Source organism: Flammeovirga agarivorans, from assembly GCF_012641475.1.
Classification (GTDB): domain Bacteria; phylum Bacteroidota; class Bacteroidia; order Cytophagales; family Flammeovirgaceae; genus Flammeovirga; species Flammeovirga agarivorans.
Window position 1 is genome coordinate 135,884 of record NZ_JABAIL010000002.1, and the last position, 19,943, is coordinate 155,826.

General features: G+C 34.3%; 16 protein-coding genes. 8 read left to right on the forward strand and 8 right to left on the reverse strand.

What is annotated here, in order from left to right:
* Window positions 1–87 precede the first annotated feature (87 nt).
* The 5 genes from HGP29_RS05370 to HGP29_RS05390 all read right to left on the reverse strand — a co-directional run bounded on the left by HGP29_RS05370 (window position 88) and on the right by HGP29_RS05390 (window position 5,273).
* Entirely contained in the window at window positions 88–1,002 is a 915-nt protein-coding gene (locus tag HGP29_RS05370; RefSeq protein WP_168881348.1) for a hypothetical protein, read from the reverse strand.
* On the reverse strand, window positions 999–2,360 hold the full coding sequence (locus HGP29_RS05375; protein ID WP_168881349.1) for an MATE family efflux transporter: 1,362 nt from the start codon (window positions 2,358–2,360) through the stop codon (window positions 999–1,001). Before HGP29_RS05375 ends, HGP29_RS05370 begins: the two co-directional genes overlap by 4 nt.
* A gap of 108 nt (window positions 2,361–2,468) precedes the next feature.
* Window positions 2,469–4,136: a sensor histidine kinase gene (locus tag HGP29_RS05380; RefSeq protein WP_168881350.1), complete on the reverse strand. Its 1,668-nt coding sequence runs from the start codon at window positions 4,134–4,136 to the stop codon at window positions 2,469–2,471.
* Between the two features lie 50 nt (window positions 4,137–4,186).
* Window positions 4,187–4,678, reverse strand: coding sequence for a hypothetical protein (locus HGP29_RS05385; RefSeq protein ID WP_168881351.1), 492 nt, complete (start codon window positions 4,676–4,678; stop codon window positions 4,187–4,189).
* 1 nt (window position 4,679) lies between these two features.
* Window positions 4,680–5,273, reverse strand: a complete 594-nt coding sequence (locus tag HGP29_RS05390; RefSeq protein WP_168881352.1) for a HupE/UreJ family protein — start codon at window positions 5,271–5,273, stop codon at window positions 4,680–4,682.
* A gap of 189 nt (window positions 5,274–5,462) precedes the next feature.
* Here HGP29_RS05390 and HGP29_RS05395 point away from each other — a divergent pair, with 189 nt between their 5' ends.
* Entirely contained in the window at window positions 5,463–7,877 is a 2,415-nt protein-coding gene (locus tag HGP29_RS05395; RefSeq protein ID WP_168881353.1) for an ATP-binding protein, read from the forward strand.
* 44 nt (window positions 7,878–7,921) lie between these two features.
* Here the strand turns inward: HGP29_RS05395 and HGP29_RS05400 are convergent, their stop codons facing one another.
* The 3 genes from HGP29_RS05400 to HGP29_RS05410 all read right to left on the reverse strand — a co-directional run bounded on the left by HGP29_RS05400 (window position 7,922) and on the right by HGP29_RS05410 (window position 13,992).
* The gene (locus tag HGP29_RS05400; RefSeq protein WP_168881354.1) at window positions 7,922–10,252 is read right to left on the reverse strand and encodes an arylsulfatase; all 2,331 of its coding nucleotides are present in this window, start codon (window positions 10,250–10,252) and stop codon (window positions 7,922–7,924) included.
* 176 nt (window positions 10,253–10,428) lie between these two features.
* Window positions 10,429–10,941 (reverse strand): acyl-CoA thioesterase, encoded by a 513-nt coding sequence (locus tag HGP29_RS05405; RefSeq protein ID WP_168881355.1) that lies wholly within the window; start codon window positions 10,939–10,941, stop codon window positions 10,429–10,431.
* Between the two features lie 9 nt (window positions 10,942–10,950).
* Complete coding sequence (locus HGP29_RS05410; protein ID WP_168881356.1) at window positions 10,951–13,992, reverse strand: putative LPS assembly protein LptD; 3,042 nt, start codon at window positions 13,990–13,992, stop codon at window positions 10,951–10,953.
* A 223-nt stretch (window positions 13,993–14,215) separates the two neighbouring features.
* On the opposite strand from HGP29_RS05410, the gene HGP29_RS05415 reads away from it, so the two are divergent.
* The 7 genes from HGP29_RS05415 to HGP29_RS05445 all read left to right on the forward strand — a co-directional run bounded on the left by HGP29_RS05415 (window position 14,216) and on the right by HGP29_RS05445 (window position 19,914).
* A complete protein-coding gene (locus tag HGP29_RS05415; RefSeq protein WP_168881357.1) occupies window positions 14,216–15,172 on the forward strand; it encodes an MlaD family protein in 957 nt (318 codons plus the stop codon).
* A gap of 19 nt (window positions 15,173–15,191) precedes the next feature.
* On the forward strand, window positions 15,192–15,821 hold the full coding sequence (locus tag HGP29_RS05420) for a hypothetical protein (protein ID WP_168881358.1): 630 nt from the start codon (window positions 15,192–15,194) through the stop codon (window positions 15,819–15,821).
* 70 nt (window positions 15,822–15,891) lie between these two features.
* Window positions 15,892–16,314, forward strand: a complete 423-nt coding sequence (locus HGP29_RS05425; RefSeq protein ID WP_168881359.1) for a Fur family transcriptional regulator — start codon at window positions 15,892–15,894, stop codon at window positions 16,312–16,314.
* 68 nt (window positions 16,315–16,382) lie between these two features.
* The gene (locus HGP29_RS05430) at window positions 16,383–16,907 is read left to right on the forward strand and encodes an RNA polymerase sigma factor (protein ID WP_168881360.1); all 525 of its coding nucleotides are present in this window, start codon (window positions 16,383–16,385) and stop codon (window positions 16,905–16,907) included.
* A gap of 11 nt (window positions 16,908–16,918) precedes the next feature.
* Window positions 16,919–17,695 (forward strand): hypothetical protein, encoded by a 777-nt coding sequence (locus HGP29_RS05435; RefSeq protein WP_168881361.1) that lies wholly within the window; start codon window positions 16,919–16,921, stop codon window positions 17,693–17,695.
* Window positions 17,667–18,677, forward strand: a complete 1,011-nt coding sequence (locus HGP29_RS05440) for a DUF4097 family beta strand repeat-containing protein (RefSeq protein WP_168881362.1) — start codon at window positions 17,667–17,669, stop codon at window positions 18,675–18,677. The genes HGP29_RS05435 and HGP29_RS05440 overlap by 29 nt, the downstream gene beginning before the upstream one ends.
* 235 nt (window positions 18,678–18,912) lie before the next feature.
* Window positions 18,913–19,914, forward strand: a complete 1,002-nt coding sequence (locus HGP29_RS05445; RefSeq protein WP_168881363.1) for an outer membrane protein assembly factor BamD — start codon at window positions 18,913–18,915, stop codon at window positions 19,912–19,914.
* Window positions 19,915–19,943: the final 29 nt, after the last annotated feature.

Below are 19,943 nucleotides of genomic sequence, written 5' to 3' on the forward strand. Positions count from 1 at the left end.
ACCCTAATTCAAACTAGTTCCTTGCGTTACCTATTCTATAAATTTTTATATGATAAACTTTAAATTGTCTAATTTTAAAGTCTTCCCTTATCCTACTTTTCTTAAAGGCAAACCTGATTCTGGGATGGATTGGGTTGATACTTCTTCAAAAGCGATACCAATTCTAATAATTTCTTTCTTTAGGAAACCTCCAATTTCAGCAGAAGTTACTTTATCTGTTTTATATGCCGCCCTAATATTTTGTACTCCATACTTTCCTTCAAGCTTCTCTACAGCTTTAAAAAACGATTCCGCCTTGTCTTCAAATTTCTCAGAAGCTGAATTTTCCCAAGTACAATATACCCCATCTAAATCATACCTTTCGATACACCCTTTGTGTTTTGGTAATATTTGATTTAATCGATGCAAAAATTCTTGTGCTGATTCTAACTTTTGGTTGATATCCTCCGTACGGTAATTCCATCGTAAATGCATCACCACAAATTCTTTTTCCTTTGGGTGATAAAACCTAGAAAATACGGTATCAAATAACTCTGTTGCTCCTAAGAACTTATCGACTTCAAAAATAAAATGGTATAAGCCAAAAAGGACCATCATATATATTGCCCTGCCCAAAAAGAAATTTGAATTGAAAGATGCTATTAAATGATGAATCACTTCAGAAAATGACATATCATCAGAAAGCATACCTTTTAATACGTCTTCAATTACAATAGCAAAGAATATCACAAAAGTATACAGAAGTGATTTTAATAATACAACATTAAGTAGTTTGGTCCTTTTTAATTTTAAATCTATCCCAACAGATTCTAAAATAACTACCACTTTACCGGTTAATGCAGCAGAAAAAGTAGCAGCACCAATATATCCAATCTTAAAATCAATTTTATCCGAAATAAGAACAGCTATAATCACTAAGAGATTAAGCCCTACGGCAAAGTAAGTAGTGACTAAAAATGTCTTTTTCACTTCATGTATGATAGTTTCCTTTAGGTTACTCATATTTCTTTTTGCTTAATATATTTTGTCAGTTTGAGTACTTTTCTTCTCATATAGATTGAGGCTACTAATATAGAAGCAATATCAGAGAAAAAAAACGATAGCCATGTTCCACTGATCCCCCAGTAATAAGAAAAGATGTATACAAAAGGAATTCTAAAGAGTACTTGTCTATTTAAAGTAAGTAATAGTGCATCTTTTGCTTTCCCTAAAGATTGAGCATACATAGAGGCCATTATGCCAATAGTTACAATAGGTAGACAGGTCATAACACCATAAATTGCAGGTATACTTTCTTCGATTAATTGTTGGTCGTTAGTAAACAAAGAAGTAAGCTTCTCATCAAATATAAAGATGATTATGATGATCACTAGATTGATGACGACACCGTATTTTATAGATTTAACAATGACATCTTTTACTCTCTGGTATTTTTTTGCCCCATAATTAAAGCTAGAAATCGTTAAGAATCCTTGTCCTAGTCCGATCATTGGGAAGGACGCTAATAAATATAGCCTACTAATTACACCATAAACAGCGACACTAACTTCACCACCATGATCATATAAAATATGGTTTAAGATAATAGCGATAACACTAGATGCTGCTTGTCTTGTAAATGAAGCACTACTTAATCCTAAAATTTCTTTTAAGTATTTCTGTTTTAACTTCAAGTACTTTAAGGATATACTCAACTCAGTCTTACCGAATTTAAAAAAGATAAATAGAAATACTGAACCTATAATATATGAGATAAATGTAGCAACAGCGGCTCCTTTCATTCCCCAATCTAATCCTACAATTAATATTGGGTCAAGAATAATATTAATAACGCTAGGAACTACCATAGCAAACATGGCAGTCTTTGCATTCCCCTCTGATCTCACAGCATTATTTGCTACAATTGACCATGTAAGAAACGGGATTCCCCAAAGAACAATAGCATAATATTCTTGGGCAAAACTGTAGATTTCTCCATTCGCTCCAAAGAAGATTAATAAGGGTTCTTCATAGATTTTACCTAGGACTACTGCAAGAATCGTTAATGTGGATACGATTAGAATTTGATTGCCTAATATCTGATTAGCTACTAATCTATTTTTTGCTCCTAAAGCCCTAGATATAAGAGACGATCCTCCGATACCAATAGCCATACCGATAGATTGAATAATTAAAATCAGTGGAGACACTACAGAAATCCCTGCCAAACCTAAGGTACCTACCCACCTTCCAATAAAAAATGTATCTGCCATTTGATAAATAACCATTACCAACATACCTGCAGCTGCAGGTACAGACATTTTTATCAATAAGTTTTTAATGGGTTCAACACCTAAATCAGGATGAGATTTTGCTGACATATTCTAACGATAGACATAATAAATGAATGAGCAAAGATGAGTAAAGTATTTTGTAAGTCAATTCATATTTAGAAAAAAACACAAAAGAAAACTAAAAATGTAACATTTTTACTTTACTGTTGGTATGGCAACTCTAAAAGTTGAACCTACATTCTCTTCCGATTCACAAACTATCACTCCTCCATGCATTTCGACAAATTCTTTGGCAATCACCAAACCTAGACCTGTTCCTTGAATATGATTAGTATTACTTGCTCTAAAAAAAGAATCGAATAATTGAGAGAATTCAGTTAATGGTATTCCTATTCCTGTATCTATGATTTCAAATACAAAGGCAGTATCATCTACCTGCACATTAATTGTTATCAGTTGATCAGAATATTTGATGGCATTAGAAAGTAAATTATCCAAGACATGTTCCATCAACTCAACATCAAGATAAAACTCCTTTAATTCTGCCTTTATATCTATTCGAATTTCTCTTGTCAAAGCAGTTCTATCAATATATTCATCTAAGTATTCTCGAATAAACTTTTCTACCTCAACTTTAATAGGGCTAAATGGAGTTTTTCCTGCCTCGATCTTTCCTAACTGTAAAACCTCTTCCATTAAGATATTCAGTCTTCTCGACTCATTTCTCATTCTATCTACAAACTTGGTAAGGTTCAGTTCTTCTAAATTAAACCCTTTCTTTTCGAGTGTAAGTTCCATCAACTCTAAATTAGTGGTTACAGTTGCTAATGGGGTTTTGAACTCATGTGAAGCCATTGAAATAAATTTAGATCGCATTTCATTCAGTTCTTTCTCCCGCTCTAAATTCTTACGCAACTCCATTTCTATTTTCTTTTGGCTAATCACATTTCTAATAATGATAAAATAGAGGTTCTGATTAGCAACAGGGAGTAATGTCAAACTTATTTCTGTGGGAAAGTCTTCTCCATTTTTCTGAATAAACATCCATTCAAAACGAAGTTCCCCTTGACCGTCACAGCTTTCTTTCATTGCTTGAAAAAGTTCAATGGAGCTTCCTCCTTTAGGCTGTTCCTCTGGTGAAACTTTATCCAACCAATGGAAAAACAATACTTCATTGACCTCTCCAAAAAACTGCTCCACCTTTTCATTATAGATAGAGATCCTAAACCGATCATCTAATAAAAAATAAGCATCAGAAGATTTATCAAACATTGTTTTAAATTTCTCCTGTTTGATCTTTAATTCCTTTCTTTTGATAGAAAGCATCTCTTCTAACTCTGAATTTAAGTTTGTCAAAGATTTCTCTGTAATTTTTATATGAGTAATCTCTTTGATGATACAGTTGCTAATCCCTGAGGGTTCACTGATTATTTTGAGCTCATAAAATCGTTCGTCTCGAGTATAATCATGTTGGAAAATCTCTTTACTCAATCTAGCTCTTTCTATGATTTCGAAAAAGTCTATAGGTAATGGAGATGGAAGAGGAAAAGACAGTCGATCTCCTACATTGATATCTGGCGGGAAATTAATTTCTTTTGGTACATGTAATTCTACTACTTGATTATGTCGGTCAATGATAAGCACAAAATCACACATCAACTCAATAATATTGTGTCGTTGTTTTTGAAATATATTGATTCTATCGTCTTTTTCGCCTTTTTCTTTTTCAATATAAAAAGTGATGACAAACATACATCCAAGAGCTACAGTGATAAAAGCACTCTTGGTGAAAAGGCATATGCAGAGAAAAACAATTAAAGCAACAAGAGAAAATGGGGTAGTAATTGATAGTTTTTTGGTCATATTCGTAAATCAATAGAATGATTTACTGTAAGTTATGAAAGATCAACGACTTATTTCACTTTTGAGCGATGAAATTTTGGAAACTTTACTTCCATAAATTTTACTGCTGATTTAAAATTTGTCATTTCTCTATCTGATACCACAATAGGTGTCGAAATCTTTGTATAGATGCTTAATACATCAAATTCCTGTTTACCTACTTTCTTTTTTGTCACTTCCCAAAACAAAATATATTTTGACAAATTAATCGTTTCCTTTGCTCCAATACGCAAAGGATAACTTTCCGTCACAGACATTGTCTTAAAGGTCACCTTTTTATAAGCAAACATAATCCTCACTAACATCATGATCGTAAGGAGTACAAAAGAAAGTAATAATACTAGTTTATACCATGCAAATCCTCCTAGATCCATCCACCTAACAGTACCTACAGATAACATTACCATTAGAAAAACGAATATCCCTAATGCAAAAAAAGCAGGAGTCTTCGGGTATAAATTTATTGCTTTCGTGTTTCCTGTTCTATTTGATTTCTTACTCATGTTAACCTACTAAAATCAAAATTGCTGATACCATTGCTCCACCTGTAACAAAGAAATTCCAATCTCTTTGAGACCACATTGTCATTCTCATCACAATCAGGTTTATCAGCATAATAATTAACACAATAACAATCTGACCTAGTTCCAAACCTAAATTGAAGGCTAATAACGGTTCGACAATATTTTCACCAGAACCTAAAAGAGATTTTAGGTAATTTGAAAATCCTAAACCATGAATCAGTCCAAATACTGATGCTTCAATATAATATCTTCTAAATGGAATTCTTTTATCAAGATAATGTGGTCTGTTTTTGTGATCTACAGAATTAAATAGATTAGAAATACAAACAATAATGATGGTCACCGGGATAAGTGTTTCAATTAGATCGGCATCAATATTTACTATATCTAAAGTAGACAAAGCCAAAGTAATAGAATGCCCTAATGTAAATGCTGTGACTAACCAAATTACTTTTTTAAGATCTCTTGTGCTGAAAGTCGCTACTAAGGCTAAAATAAATAATATATGGTCGTACCCTTTAACGTCTGTAATGTGCTCTAACCCTAACTGTAAGTAAAGCCAAAATTCTGACATAATGCTGTTGTGCTTGTTAATTATTAATTGTTACAAATATAATTCAGTTTCATTCCTAGTGCTCCCAATATTTACAAATAAGGGCGGATTGATATTCTTTAGAGGTATTCATACAATAATCTCTCCTAATTGTATTATATTAAAAAGGAATATAATAATTTTGATAGCTCATATCAATTCAAGTTAATCATGCAGTTTCTGAGAAAATTATCTCTGTCGATGCTCTTTTTATTAACTAGCATCTCCACATTGTACGCACAGGACTCTTGGGAAAAGATCAAGGAAAAAAGAAAAGGAAGTGTCACTGTATACTATATACAGAACAAACCTTTTGTCTATTCATTGGCCAATGGCTCTATGGGCGGTATAGAGTATGAAATGTTTTCTGAGATGATTAATCAGAAACGAAAAGAACTGAAAGCTGTAATTGATATTAAATGGGAATCAGTCGCTTCATGGGACGAATTATATGACATTATCTCGGACGGAGGTGATGGTGTTTTTGGCATGTCAGGTATTACTATCACAGAGAACAGGAAGAAAGATTTCGACTTTCTTCCAAGATATATGCCTGATATAGAAATTATAGTTTCTTCGGAAGAAGTTCCACTCTTTCAAAAAGTAGAAAACTTTAATTCTGCCATGCAGTCTCTTCACGCAGTGACTATAAAAAACTCAACTTTTGAACGTAACATTGTCAAACTAAAAAACGAGCACCTTCCTGCATTAGAATATTCCTATGTCAATAATGCAGAAGATATGATTAATAAAATAGCAAGAGCAAATGATTTATGGGGTTATACTCAACTGTCGAACTATGCCTATGCATTATCTAAAGGACTTCGTTTACACAGACAATTGTTCTACCAAACTGAGAATAGTGGTTTGGCGGTTATCCTTCCATTAAATTCCACTTGGAAAGATCCTTTATCTGAATTTTATGCCTCTCCTACTTTTAAGCCATACATTAATAACCTTATCCGAAAGTATTTAGGGGATAAAATCACTGATCTAATTTGGGATATATCTGCGGAAGATAATAGCCTTATTGATACATTAAGAAACCAACAGCGAGAAATCGGGCTTTTAACTGTAGAGTCTGAGATCAGGTTATTACGATTGACTCAAAAAGAATTGGAAATCTCCCAACAGAATACTATTCGAAATATTCTTGTTGTCGGGCTATCCGTCACTTTATTACTTTTAGTGATGCTTTTCCACTTTAATAATCTCGTGAAAAGATCTAATCATAAACTGGAGCAACAAAACCAAGAGATTGATCAACAAACGAAGTCTCTAAAAACTGCCTACACCGATTTAGAAAAGCTTAGTGGAATTGGTCGAGAAATCACATCTAAGCTACATATTTCTGAGATTATTAGAACTTCTTATGAAAGCATCAATGAGCTGATCGGAACCCCTATTTTTGGTATTGGCATATTTGATGAAAAGACGAATCAGCTCAAGTTCCCCTACATTTTTGAAGGAAACCAGGTACTTGAAGAACAAGCTTATGATATGAATGATAAGATGAGACTAGCAGTAATGTGCTATGATCAGAAAAAAGAATTTTTCATTCAAAAGTTTAGTTCTGACCACCGTAACTATGTAAAAGAAGTCCTAAAACCAATTGTAGGTAAAAATGCAGAGTCCATTATTTATATTCCTCTAGTGGCTAAACACAAAAAACCAATAGGTGTATTTACGGTTCAATCTTTTGATCCTAATGCTTTTGATAGTTACAAACTGAATCTTGTAAGAAACCTTGCTATATATATCCGTATTGCTCTTCAGAATGCCAATTCATTTAGTAATCTCAATGAGAAACAACAAAAACTTAAGGAAGCCAACTTCCATATCATTGAGCAAAAGGAATTGATTGAGGAGAAAAACCATGAATTACAATCTGCTAATGCTGATAAAAACCATTTATTAGGCATTGTAGCTCATGATTTAAGGAATCCGCTGGCGAGTTCAATTACATTATTATCAATGCTAAATGCTACAGAAGCCAATTTAGATGAAGATGAGAAAATGTGTATTGATGGATCGCTTAAGGCAATGCATCGTATGAATAATATGATTGAAGAAATCCTTGATGCAAGAGTCTCTGCAAACAAAAAGGAACAAGCTACACAAGAAGCAGAAAAGGATATCTTCTCGATTTCCGAAGTGATTGATCAAGTCGTTAACGATTTTAGTAGTACCGCTGATAGAAAAAACATTGCCTTAAAGTTTAACCTATTATCTGATGGCCTTGTTGAAGCAAATCAACAACACTGTATTCAGATTGTAGAAAACCTTATATCCAACGCAATTAAGTTTTCTCCTAATGGTACTCAAGTGATCACCACTTTAGAAAAAACTAAAGATCATATCATCATTGATATCACAGATCAAGGTCCTGGTATCTCGGAAGAAGATCAGAAAAAGTTATTTAAGAAATATCAGAAACTCTCAGCAAAACCGACAGGTGGAGAAAAATCTACAGGCTTGGGGCTTTCTATTGTTAAGAAGTATATTGATGAAATGGAGGGCAAGATTTCCTGTAAATCAGAACTTGGCAAAGGCACCTCATTTATCATCAACATTCCATATTTATAAAAAAGAATCCCAACTCATTTACTGATGAGTTGGGATTCTTTTTTTTACTTGCTAATCTTCACTACAACTTGGTCGATTTTACCAGTAAATTTCGTTTCATAAGGTCCATACCCTATTCCTTCAGCAACAGGCGTTTGATTATCTAAACCAACATCTGCTGTCTCATCGGCAGAGAACATATTCGGTTGTGTTCTATCGATTCTTCCTTTTGATTTTGTTCCATCTGATACTGATAATGTAGCATCGCCGCCTTTTCCATTACCACCACCATCATAATCAAATTGGAAATTTATGGTTGCCTCCCCTTCTTTGAGAGGTTTCTTTCCTTTGATCACATATTTTTCTAACCCAAGGAAGTTGTATGTAAACATTGGAACTCCATCTTTCATGTAAAGTGACCAACCACCAAATCGTCCACCTTGACTTAAGATTACACCATTTGCACCATCTTTTGGCACATCGATCTTTGCTTCGATACTGAATGAACGGTTTTTAATATTGATGAACGTATTCTCCATCATACCTTCCATGCCTTCATATAACTTCAGCTCTGTTCTATCTCCCATAAGATCAGGTCTACCAGCGATCGCAGCGTTTGTTCTTTCTACCACTCTATCATCGATTGGTAACACATTGTACTTTTCTGCTTCTGCCATAAATAGATCTTGCAACTCTTTAAGTTTTTCAGGATGTTTTTTAGCTAGGTTATTCGTTAAACTAAAATCATCTTTTACATAATACAAGTCCCATTTATCGTCTTCTAACGGAGGAAATCCATTCATTTCCCATGGTGCTCTATGAATTGTTCTTGCAAACCATCCATCGTGGTATATTGCTCTATTACCAAACAACTCGAAATATTGAGTATTATGACGCTCAGCTGCATCAGGATGATCGAAAGTATAGGCAAAACTAGTCCCTTCAATAGGTGTCTGTGGCACTCCATTTACTACTTTAGGCTCTGGCAGATCTGCTAACTCCAATATGGTTGGAGCAATATCTGTCGCATAAGTAAATTGAGAACGGATACCATTTTTATCTTTTACTTTTTCTGGATAGTGTACAATCATACCTGTACGAGTACCACCAAAATCAGAAGCAATCTGCTTTGTCCAAGTAAAAGGAGTGTCGAAAGCTACCGCCCAACCGGCTGCCATATGAGGGAATGTATTTGGCATACCCCAATCATCAATAAGAGGCAGCAAGTCTTCTACTTTTTCTTCAACGAAATTGAAGTAAGTCATTTCATTATACATACCAACCATTCCGCCTTCAGCACTTGTACCGTTATCGCCTGCAACAAATACGATCAACGTATTTTCTAATTCGCCTATTTCTTCAATAGCGTCTACAAGTCGACCAATTTCGTAGTCTGTCATCTCCACAAAACCGGCAAATACTTCTGCTTGTCTTGCAAATAACTTTCTTTCATCGTCAGATAAAGCTTTCCAGTCTTTAATATCTTCAGGTTTAGGACCAAGCTTGGTGTTTTCAGGAATCACACCTTCAGCTTTCATGTCTTTCATGGATTGATCTCGTACAGCATCCCATCCTTTATCAAACTTCCCTTTGTACTTATCAGACCATTCCTTTTTCACATGGTGAGGAGCATGTACTGCACCAGTAGAGAAATAAACGAAGAATGGTTTATCTGGGGTTAATGATTGCTGTGCTTTCATCCAATTGATCGCCTGGTCCGTCATATCTGTAGTAAAGTGGTAATCATCTGTTTTTGGAGGATTCACTTTTTTTGTTCCATCGAAAATCAAAGGTGCATATTGATCCGTTTCGCCACCAATAAATCCATAGAATTTATCAAAACCTTGTCTTGTTGGCCAACGATCATATGGTCCAGAGATACTAGTTTCCCATGCAGCAGTTTCATGCCATTTACCAAAAGCAGCCGTACTGTAACCATTTAATCTAAGTGTTTCAGCAATTGGAGCTACATCTGGAGTTAGAGCACCTGTGTTACCAGGATAAGCTGTAGAAGTCTCCATAATCGACCCCGTATTACAAGTATGATGATTACGTCCTGTTTTTATAGCCATCCTTGTTGGAGAACAAAGAGAGGTTGTATTAAAATTATTATACCTCAGACCACCCTGGGCAAGCGACTCCATCGTTGGAGTATTAATAGGACCACCAAAAGCAGAAGTTGCTCCAAGGCCTAAATCATCAATTAATATCACTACAACATTGGGTGCTTCTTTTGGAGCTTTTACTTCAAATCTTTCTGGAGGTGTCGTATTTCTTGCATCTAGTTCTTGGTATTTTTTTGTTGGAGGAGGAAGTACAGGTAATACCTCTCTATTTAGATTTTCCTGTGCTTTTGTGATGCCTGTCATGAGGAACATCAACAAAAGTGTGTTCATTATTTTATTGTAATTCATAACTTTATTTTAGATTGACAACAGTTATTATAACGCTTGCTACTTACTCTAAAACATTAAATTTTGTTTTTGGTTTATTAAATTCTATTCGTAATAATTTAGCTTACTTTATTTTAAGAAAAAAGCCTCACTTGAATATATCAAGTGAGGCTTTTCGCTTAAATCTTATCTTTTATTTCTTTAATCCTTTCATCAAAAGTGATCTCTCCATATTTCACATCAGGATTTTTAATCGTATTCAAGTAATCCAATACTTCAGGTTGATGATCAGTACTTTTTCCTGATCGAGGATCTATGTATTTCATAGTCGACCATAAAACTGTCTTTAATGAAGATTTTGCATCGTCCATCATATAATACTCTACTACAATAGTGTTGACATCAACATGGATAATACTTGATTTGATTCTTACCCACTCACCTACTGCCGCAGGTCGTAAATATGAAATCTGATGATTATAAATTACCCAGCCAGTACCAAATTCTTTAAAGACATCGGCTATATTATATCCATACAATTGAGGAACTCTATCCTCCCTAGCATTAAAGAAGTAATCAAAATACTTTGCATTATTTAGGTGACGAAATGGGTCACAATCCTGAAAACGAATGATTACTCTTGATTCAGTTTCCTTAGGATAGCTTTTATTATTATCGTGATAAAAAGGCATTTATTTATTCTATTGGAATCTATCGTTACGGTCAATCCATGAGTTACGTCTCTCCCATTTCAAGTCCTGAAGCATTGCTGCTTTTACTGCGATAGTAATGTTATATGATTGTCTTGGGCCAAATGGAATCCAATTAGCTGTAAGTTGCCAACAGTGTAAGTCTCTAGTAATATCAAAAGATGTGTAAGAGAATGATCCTTCTTTAAAGTCATACCCTGAACGGAATGCAAATTTCCACTTAGGAGTTAATGACACATCTCCACTAAATGTCAGTGTTTGGGTCACAGTTGGCTCAGCATAACCTGTTTTACTGTAGTTCAAACTATAGTTAACACTTAATGACCAAGGGACGTCAAAGTCCATATAAAGATCTGGATTACGACGCATTTCTTCAAGCATCTGTCTCTCCATCTCATTCCTTGGCTCCATGGCATCAAGTTTCTTTTCTTTTTTCTCCTTGGCTCCTTTTGGTGATAAACGAGTACCCACAGCAATTGTCATATTACTCAATGCTGCAAGTCCGTTACCAGTACTAGCTAAAGTATATTGTGATTTGTATTGAGAAGTAACAACTTCTTTACCTAGTGTCTCATCGTACTTTGTATCTGTGACAATATATTGATATGGATCCCAACGAGAATTGACACTAACATCTACTTTTTTCAGTAATGTAGTACGGAAACCGGCATTAATATCTGACCAGTTCAATGAATCCCGTTCAAAGTCATAACCCGAAGATATATTAAAGTTATTCAAGAGCATGGTCTTTTTCGCTTTTCCATCTTCATCTTTTCTACCCGATTTGAGTTCCAAGATATTATTCACAGAGAAACTTAAGTTATTACTTCTACCTGTTGAAGGTTTTCCTACTAAACCACCTTCTGATCTAAAAACTTGTCTACCTTTTGAATCTGTAGAAGATGTTTGAACCCATTGGTAATAATCATAATTAGGATCGCCAAAATCAGGTCTAAAGCTCATTGAAACTGAAGGCTGAATAGTATGTCTAATAATAGAACCACCTTTCATGTTATAGAACATAAACATGTTGGTGTTAAAACCTACTGCAGTACTATATTCATTATATCTTGTTAATCCTTGTGTTGTATCTACCTGTACCGCATTTTCTGATTCGATATAGGTATAATCGTATGATACTGGATGCCAATATTCTTTATAATTGAAACTTGGAGATAATGTAAAGTATTTTAATACTTTCATCTGAGTACTCATCGGGATATCATGAGTAACACCCCAACGAAAGCTGTCTGTATAATCTCCGAAGTTAGATAGAAGGTCAGGATATTTACCGTCTTCTCCGGTACCATCACCTGTAGACTCTTCTGCACCAACTACGTCAAAAGGAAGACTACCAACACCAGGCTTGTTCGTCATCTCACCTCTTGCACTCATATTATATGTAATACCAATTTCTGAAATTGGATTAGACTTTTTGAATAGACTTTTAAATGGTCTCGCTCTCGCCATGTTTAAACTGGCTTCTGGTGCTAAAGTAGCCTCACCCGTTTGAACGTTTTGTTGATAACGCGTTTGAGCTGTTGTTGAGAGGTTTACATTACCAATAGCAAAACTATTAGAATAACTAACTGATGAGTTCATTGATGATTGTAAGTAATCATTGGCATCTTGCGAGTTATTTCTATTATAGTCAGAGTTGGCAATATTTACATTGGCCGAGAACCTTGAACTTTTCTTACTTTCTTGTGAGTGTGACCATTGGATTTGATAATCTGTTCTACTTGAAACAGAACCATCGTTTTCCTGAAAAAGGTTGTTGACATATGAGAACCTTGTATTACCACTGAATGAGTACCTTTTTCGGTATTGTGATGATACATTTACACCCCAACCACCCAATGTATAAGCAGTACCTAACACTGTTAAGTTGAAGTAATCTGTTAATGCTAAGAATACACCACCATCTCTCAAGAAGAAACCTCTATCGGTAGACTCACCATAAGAAGGCATAATAAATCCTGATGTATTATCAGAAGTGGCAGGAAATAATCCAAAGAAAAATCCTAATGGTAACGGGCTCTCATTTAGCTCCACCAAGAAGGGTCCTGATACGATATTTTTTTCAGGAACTACCTTTAATTTTTTTGTTCTAAATCCAAAGTGAGGGTGTTCTAATCGACAAGTTGTATAAACGTTGTCCGACATATACATTTCAGGCCCTGCCGTTTTTTTCACTACTTGAGAAGTAATAATACCATCACTTTCTTCAGTAACAATACCTTTAATTAAACCTTTACCAGTTTCATAGTTATAGATCATCTGGTTGGCATTAAAGGTAGACTGACCGTCCTTGAATATAGGTTTTTGAACTATCTTACCAGTAGAATCAGGAATACCTTGTGCTTTTACAATGTGGGTTACGAAGTTCATCTGAATATCACCCGCATTTAATTTCTGCTCACCAAATGTCACTTCTGCTTGATCTTTCATATACATGGTTTGCGTCCTCATCTCAAAATTGGACCATTCCGAAGTATATTCAACGGGCGAATCAAAAGCTTCATCTGGAGTAGTAATGGCGTCAGCTCCTTCTGTTTTAAAGAGATTTAATACATCATAAATTTCTTCAGGACCAACATAGTTTTCGTCACTACTAAACTCCAACATAATGTTATCCAACTCATCAAAGACACCAGAATCTGAAGCTTCTTCCCATTCTGCATCATCTTCTGAGATCAATGCATTATTTAATTTTATGATTTGTTCTACAATATCAGGATCACTCATATCCTTTCTTACTTGCTGAAGCTCTCTATCTCCACGGAAAAGCACAGAATCCGAAAAGGCATGCAAAACCTGAGCGTACTTCCTCATAGTTTCATTATTAGAAGTAGCGTTCAACGAGTTGATCGTACGAGACAATTCTCTAACAGCTTGTCTACTTTTTGCTGTATCGCTTTCTACTCGATAAAAAGCGGGCATTTCCTCCATCTTATCACTGGCCTTAGCTTCATTTGTAGTTAGAGTTATAAAACAGATGAAACAGGCAAGTCCATACAATAGGTTTTGCAAAAAATTAAGTATATATGAATGACAACTAAAAATCTTAAACATAAAGTCAGTAGATCTTTTTTTCTATCGACTTCTCACAAATTTACAGTAATATTTTGAGTCTTCAAGATCAAATTTTGAAAGAAATGTAGAATAAATGATATTCTTTGATAAATTTGAGAAGTCGTAACAAGACTGCAAGCTACAATTAGAACTTTTAGATTTCAAATCAAAATTTAATATCGTGTCCACTATAAAAGTTGAGTTATCTAACGAAGTAAAGGTCGGATTATTTGCAATCATCTGTGGTTTAACCCTTTATGTAGGCTATAAATTCTTAAAAGGAATAGATGTTTTTTCTAACCAAAATACTTATTACGTTATTTATGATAAAACTCCAGACCTACAAGTCTCTAATAATGTCACAGTAAATGGATATATCGTTGGAAGAGTTTCAAATATGGAGCTTTTACAAGACCAAAATAACAAGGTTAGAGTTACTTTAGATATTCAGGAAGGCGTTTCATTATATAGAGACACAAAAGCTGTTATTGCCGATAAAGGTATGTTGGGTGATAAACAGGTAAAACTCATCTATCAAAAAAATAATGCTCTTGCCAAGTCCGGTAGTATCTTAGATGGAGATGTTGAGAATGGAATGTTTGCCCAATTATCCGAAAAAGTTGACCCTTTGTTAGCGTCACTAGAAGCAACGTTAGATACGGCAAGAATCGTATTAAATGGCTTTAAAGGTACTGGTGCTAAATTAGATGGCTTACTCGCTGAAACTACAGAAACGGTTCATACTGTCAATTCTAGCGGACTAGACCAAACATTACATAACTTCAGAGACATATCTGAAGAGTTTAAAAGTGCATCTCAAGAATTACAACCACTGTTAGCTAAAATGAGTCATATTGCTGACTCTATAAACAACGCTCCACTTACTCAGACAGTGAAAGAGGCAGAAATGTTATTAGCGAATACAAATAAAACTCTTGAGCAAATCAACAACCCAGAAGGAACGGTTGGTGCTTTATTAACTGAGAGAGAAATGCATGACCAAATGGTACGCACAATGAGTGATCTTGATTCATTATTCATTGATTTTAAGGCGCATCCTAAACGTTATGTTCATTTTTCCGTATTTGGTAAGAAGGACAAGGCTCCGAAAGAAGAAAAAAAGAAAGACAAGAAATAGTAATAACTAATAAATAAATATGATCACAGGTAGCGAATTAATCACTTTAGTACGTGATGTTGACCTTTATAATGCAATGACTGCATTGAAGAAAGACTTCTTAAAAGTTGATCCCGCTTTTATGGATTTAAGTGATGACGATTTTATTTCAATCACTTTAATTTCTCCTTCAATTGGTATTGCTCTTGCAAATGGTAGCGTAAGCCACTACGAAGAGATTACATTAAGAAGAAAAGCAAGAAAACTATCAAGAAGAAGTTTCTTCCAAAAAAATGATCCTCTTGCTCCTGCATTAAGATATTTAGCCTACAATTTTTCAGAGTGGGAAAATCGTTTTTATGAGTTAATCAAAATTACGATGCACTCTTCTCTTAAAGCCAACAATGTAGTACTTGATACACTAAAGAACCCTCAGGCTTTAACAGGTGATTTAAAAAGAGATATCCTAAACGCTCCGTTCATTTTTGTAAAATTCCTTTCTTTCTTATTTATGGAAGAAGACGATGATTTGTTAAATGAAAGAGCTATCACTGAAGTAGAACTTGCTAAGATTAGACAAATTGGTGTTGAATTAGAAATCGACAATGTGCCAATTTTCCAGGAGTTCTGCGATTCATTTGTCATCAGATCTGGTGATGTAGTTGAATAAGATTACAAGAATTAAGAATATTTTTAAAAGCGAGTAAATAACAATTACTCGCTTTTTGTATTTTTGCATTATGAGCACAAACGAAATCAATATTTTAAACGGTGCAGACTTAAGAAGGACTGCCAGTAGAATTAGTATTCTAAAAATATTTATGGATACCAATGTAGCTTTGAGTGAAAATATTCTCGAAGAACGCTTGGCTGGTATTTGTGACCGTGCAACAATTTATAGAACTCTCAAAACCTTTATTGACAAAGGGATTTTACACCGTGTAATTGATGAAAATAGCGTTGTGAAATTTGCTATGTGTAACGCTGAACACTGTTCAGGACATGAACACAGTCATGAACATGTTCATTTCAAATGTCAGAAATGTGGTGATACAGAATGTATGGATGATTTACCGATTCAATCTGTTCAATTACCCGATGGCTATACTGCTTCTGAAACAAATTTCCTCATTTTAGGTGTGTGTAAAAATTGCAATGCTTAATTTTTTTTGAAAAGCATGCAACCTTCTACTATGAATTATGTCTTTAAAGTGAATCAATCGTCAGAACAATGACCGCTACGCTAGAAAGATGTAAACAAGGCGATAGACAAGCACAGTTTGAAATATATCAACAATACTCTAAAGCAATGTTCAATGTTGCAGTGAGAATTGTAAACAGCTTAGAAGAAGCTGAAGATATATTGCAAGAAGCTTTTCTAAATGCCTTTCGAAATATTGAAAAATTTAATGGATCCTCCACTTTTGGAGCTTGGCTAAAAAGAATTGTCGTTAATCACTCAATCAACCACTTAAAAAAGAGACGTCTTGATTTTGTGGATACAGAGTCTCACCCAATTGACCAAGTAAAAGACGAGTCTCCTGTTGATAATGAGTTAATCTACAATATTGACAAGATTCGCGAGGCAATCCAATTACTCCCGAATGGCTACCGTACTATATTTTCCTTGTATCTATTGGAAGGTTATGATCATAATGAAATCTCAGAAATTCTAGATATCAGTGTGTCTGCCTCAAAATCACAATACAGTAGAGCAAAGAAAAAGCTAAAAGACATCCTAAGTGCTTCACTTTAAAACTTTGACTTATGGATAAATTAGAAAGATATATCATAGAAAATAAATCCTCATTAGACATTTTATCTCCTTCAGATAAATGTAATGAAAGGTTTAGATCTTTACTCAATGATCAATTTGAAGGTGATATTATTGTAAATAAGTCATCATTAGATCATCATTCTCCCTCAAGTGATGTGTGGGATAGAATCGAAAAAGAATTAAGTGATCAAGAGTTATCACTAGAGAATATAAAAGGAAATACAGAATTTGATAAATATACTCCGTCAAACAATTTATGGGATAAAATATCAAATGATCTAGATAAAGACACTCAGAAAGAAGAAAATAATACATCTTCAGCAAAAGAGGTAAAGTTCAAAATCAATTATCAGTGGATTACTTCATTGGCTGCAGCAATTATCATTGGTGTAGGAATTGGTTGGTTTGGTAAGTTTCAAACTGGCTCTGAAAATGTAGTAAAAGCTTCGAAAGCTGACAAAGAGTGGAATACTGCAGAAGGGTACTACATGAATGTAATACAAACAAAACAACTGCAGATCAAACAGTTAAATTTTGAAGACATTAAACTTCTAAATGATTTCAATAATCAGTTAAAAGGATTACAACGCAATTACAAAGGGTTGAAAAAAGAGCTCGATTCATCTCAACAACCCGAACTCATCAGAAAGCAAATGGTCATTGTTCTTGAGTTACAGATTGAATTGCTGAATAAACAAATGGAGATCATTATTGATCACAATAAGAAAGAAGAAAATCATGAAGACGTTAAGAAATATAATATTTAATCTGATCTTTTTAATGGTGGTGCATCAGGTCGCTGGTGCTCAACACCCTAATTTAGTATCAAAAACATTCGAAAGAAGTTATAGCAACGTTAATAGTAATACATTATTAGAAATTAGCAATGCTTTCGGAAATGTAGTCATTGAAACTAGAGATGGTATTTCCCAAGTGGATGTAAAAGTTACCATGGAGGCATGGAATACATCTGCAAATAAGGCACAATCCACATTAGAGTCTATCAGTATTGAAGACAACTCTTCAGATGGACATATTAACTTAAGTACAATTACACCTTCTTCTAGTAATAACAACAGTAAGAAAGGATTTAAGATTACTTATAATGTTGTGGCTCCTTCAGACATTAGAACTGAATTATACAATAAGTACGGCGGAATTATCACAGATGATTTAAAAGGAGATTCGCATCTAAAGGTGGCCTATGGAAATCTGACAGCAAAAGATTTAAGTAGTCAGAATAATCACATTGAAATCTCTTACGGAAGTGGTGAAATCGATTTTATTGAGAAAGGTTCAATCAGAACTCGTTATTTAGGAAGTTTACAAATTGGACAAGCGAACGATGTTGAAATCGATGATAAGTATGGTAATATCCAAATTGGAACTGCAGGTACTATCGTAGGCGAATCTGATTACTCTACCCTATCTATTGGGCAGCTAAAAGATGCCTTATCTTATGATATAGATTATGGTACTCTAAAAGTAGAAGGTGTTACAAAGGAATTTACTGACATTAGCGCTTCTTCATCTTATGGATCAATAAAAATCGCCTTCGAAGATGATGCTCCTTTTAATTTTGATGCCAATACAAGATACGGAAGCTTTAAGTCTAATATAGATGGACTCACCATCACAACTCAGATCGAAAAAAATACTTCATCGGAGTTTTCTGGTTATCATTTGAAGAAAAATACGGGTAAAAACGTAAGTGTAAAGTCCTCGTATGGAAGCATTAAATTCAACTAACTTGAATTAGTTCAAAAAAAAATCAATCAAAGACCTCCTTTTCTAAAAAATGGGGGTCTTTCTTATTAGAGCGTATTTTTATCCTATTATATTTGTGAGAATTTTATTGACGAAGCAAAAAATGAGGAATCTCCGCTAAATTTAAATTGCTTACTGTTAGATTATTATCAACTTTTAACAGTAATCAATCATAAAACTTTTTTTTATCCGGTTCCTCAAATCTAGATTTGCAGTTATGTTGAGTAAGAGAATTATATTTATTTGTGCAATTTTAGGCACTTTCTCCTTTTCTTGTAGTAAGTTTTCTAGAATATCTAAGAGCCGTGACATCAATGAGAAATATGATGCCGCTCTTAATTATTACGATAATAAAGACTATTACAAAGCTTCAGTTCTTTTCGAAGACATTATGGGAGCATTTGTAGGTGCAGCTGAATACGAAAAAATTCAGTTCTATTATGCCTACAGTCAATTTGAACAAAAGCAATACCTTATTGCTTCACACCATTTCAAAAGTTTCTTTGAAACATATAACCGTTCACCTTTTGCCGAAGAAGCATTATTTATGAACGGATATTCTTTATATAAAGATACTCCTGATTACAATCTTGACCAGTCTGGTACTGACAAAGCGATTGAAGAACTTCAAAACTTCATCAACAGATACCCTACTAGTCAATATGCTCAACAATGTGATGATTTAATTAATGAGTTACGAGCAAGATTAGAACTTAAAGCGTTCGAAATCTCAAAACAGTATTCTCATTTAAGATATTACAAAGCTGCAGCAATTGCTTATGAAAACTTCATGAAGGATTATCCTGATTCAGATTTCAAACCTGAAGCCATGTATAAAAAAATGGAGGCAGAGTACGAGTTAGGTAAGATGTCGATTTTTAATAAGCAACAAGAACGCTATGAAGCATCGCTTGAAACTTATAAAAAGTTTGGAGAAAGATATTCAGAATCCAGTGCCTACACTGATGCAACTAAACTAAAGAGCAGTGTAGATAAGGATCTAAAGAAGCACATGCAGAAGAAAGCATCTTGGGAAAAAGAAAGAGCTAAGATTGAAGCTGAAGCTGCTGCTGGTAAGATCACTAAGGAACAAGCTGAAAAAGAAATTGAACAAGGACCTAAGGCGACTCGTAAAGAGCGTAGAAAACGTTCTAAAAACCTAGAACAGATTCAGGAATCTGAAAGGGAAGATGAAGAACCAGAAACCTTGAAAGAATAAAATTTCACTCTTGAAAGACCGATTATATT